Source organism: Aurantimicrobium minutum (assembly GCF_029892845.1).
Classification (GTDB): domain Bacteria; phylum Actinomycetota; class Actinomycetes; order Actinomycetales; family Microbacteriaceae; genus Aurantimicrobium; species Aurantimicrobium minutum_B.
In genome coordinates this window covers 21,734-23,970 of the sequence record NZ_JARXVT010000001.1, presented here as the reverse complement: position 1 = coordinate 23,970, position 2,237 = coordinate 21,734, and the positions used below count along the sequence as shown (strand labels likewise).

Here is a 2,237-nt window from a genome sequence, read left to right as displayed (position 1 = left end):
ATCTGATTTATGGCGCGTCAAAATTCCACCCCACAAGGTGGCTTTGCAACGGGCCCGTTGCAACACTTAAAGTGCGCCATATTGCCACCCTAAAGTGGCACTTGAGGGTTAGAAATACACTTTCAATGGGTCACAGGGAGCACTCACTAGGGGTGCAGGTGTTTACCCCTGCCTGTTTTCGAAAAAAGTTTCTGGAGCTTAGAGAACCCCGAGAACTCCCTCAAAGGAACCCACAACTGCGCTGTCATTCTTGGCAAGGGCAACAACCACGGAGCCATACCCTCCGCGCCATTCGCTGTGAAGGCGAGTGTGCTCTGACTCTGGAACTTCTGTCTCCACGACGTAACCAGTCTCGGTCACGGTGCCCATAATCTGAACACCGTTCACGGTGACAGAAACCTCCGCTGCATCCGTGATGAGATCAACACGAATAGGAACCATTCCATTTGCTGCGGCTGCGGCTGATGTCTTCACGGTTAGAGTTGGAACTCCACTGCTTGCCTCGACATTACGAGAGACCCACTGAGTTCCGGGGAGCTCTGGTGTGCGAGGCGCAGCGATGCGGTGGTTGCGATAGTGATCGAATGCCCACGCATAAGCCAATAAATTGCTGTCGTCATAACCACGACCAGCAAAGGTGAGGCCGGTCGGCATCCCGATGTCGCTCATGATTCCCATGGGGGCAGTGACACTGGGGATGCCGAGGTGACGGGGAACCAGGTTGCCGTTGGCAACCCACGTTCCATTGCGCCACGCAAGATCTGCGGAGGCGTCATTCACATCAGCATCTGCGGGTCCCACGTCTGCAGATGCAGGGAAGACAACTGCGTCTAGGCCGAGTTCATCCATCCAGTCTTCGAGGTCAAGCTTGCGCGCCTTCTCGAGTCCTGGAATGCCTTCAGCCATGTCTGGGATCTCAACGAGCGCCGGAACACCATCGCTCTTGGCCCGGGCAACATACTCTTCCAGCGGAACATCTTCTGGAGCGAAGCGGTGCAAATGATCGTCATAGCGACCTGGCACCGAACCGGTTGGCACGGGGAAGATCTTGTCTGGGTCCACCTGGTCTAGAGCATTGAGCTTGGGGTCGTTGTTGGCGGCAAGGAAGTCATGCCAGCCAAACATGGAGAGCTCCCAGAGCTCGTGCTCAGCGAAGTGCTCAGGAACGAGTCCACGTGACTTGAGATTCATTGCTCCTGGTCCACGGCTCTCATAGTTGGTGACAACGGGAAAGTCTGTCTCAACAACCTCAGCACCTAGTGCTTCGAGGTCCGCCTTGGCTTGGTGCCAAAGCTCCACAACAGAGTCGCGGGTCTCGATGACATCAATGTCATCGAGGACAACGTCTACCGGCGTCTTGTTGATATACATCCGAGGAATCGCAATGCGCTTGCCTTCGAGTGCTCGAGGGTTGGCAATTGCGGGATAAGAAGCGGGGCGAAGCTCAGAGCTCTTGGGGGTCTTGACCCAGGGCTGCATGCGCCAGAAGTCTCCGCGCACTTCCCAGTCGTCGCCGACAATCTGGTCGAGCACGGCCAGCATGTCGTCCATCGTGCGAGTGTGGGGAACGACAACGTCCATGGTGGGAACTAGTGGCCAGTTGCCTCGAGTAGAGATCACACCACGGGAAGGTGTGTAAGCGCAGAGGCCATTGTTGTTTGCTGGTGCACGTCCAGAAGACCAGGTCTCTTCACCTAAACCGAAGGCAGCAAAGCTGGCTCCGGTTGCCGTGCCCGAACCATTGGAAGATCCAGAACCAAAAGCTGCCGTGAGGAAGTCTGCGTTGTAGGGACTCTCAGCGCGGCCATAGAGTCCGCGTTGCATGCCGCCGTTTGCCATCGGGGGCATGTTGGTCAAGCCAACGAGCACGGCGCCACCCTTGCGCAGTTGCGCAATGGTGAAGGCGTCATCGGTTGCGATGAGGTCTGCGAAAGCAGGTGAGCCAGAAGCAACAGTCATTCCCTTGACCTTGTAGCTGTTCTTAGCTGTGTAAGGAATTCCATCCAGGTAGCCGAGGCTCTTTCCCTGTGCGCGACGTTCATCTGATGCGCGTGCGTCAGCAAAGAGTTCTGGGTTCAAAATGGGGACGGCGTTCAGCGTGATGCCATGGCGGTCATAGAAGGCAATGCGATCTAGGTAGGCAGCAACAAGCTCAACGCTTGTAATAACGCCCGCGTCCAGATCTGCTCGCAGCTGAGCGATGGACTTCTCAACGACAGTGTAGGAGGTCATGCCTC

At 56.3% G+C, this 2,237-nt stretch carries 1 pseudogene; it reads right to left on the bottom strand.

Features of this window, described 5'->3' with window-relative positions:
- Positions 1–534: 534 nt before the first annotated feature.
- Positions 535–2,232 (bottom strand): annotated as a pseudogene (locus M2118_RS00100) (amidase); the annotation flags it as partial.
- Positions 2,233–2,237: the final 5 nt, after the last annotated feature.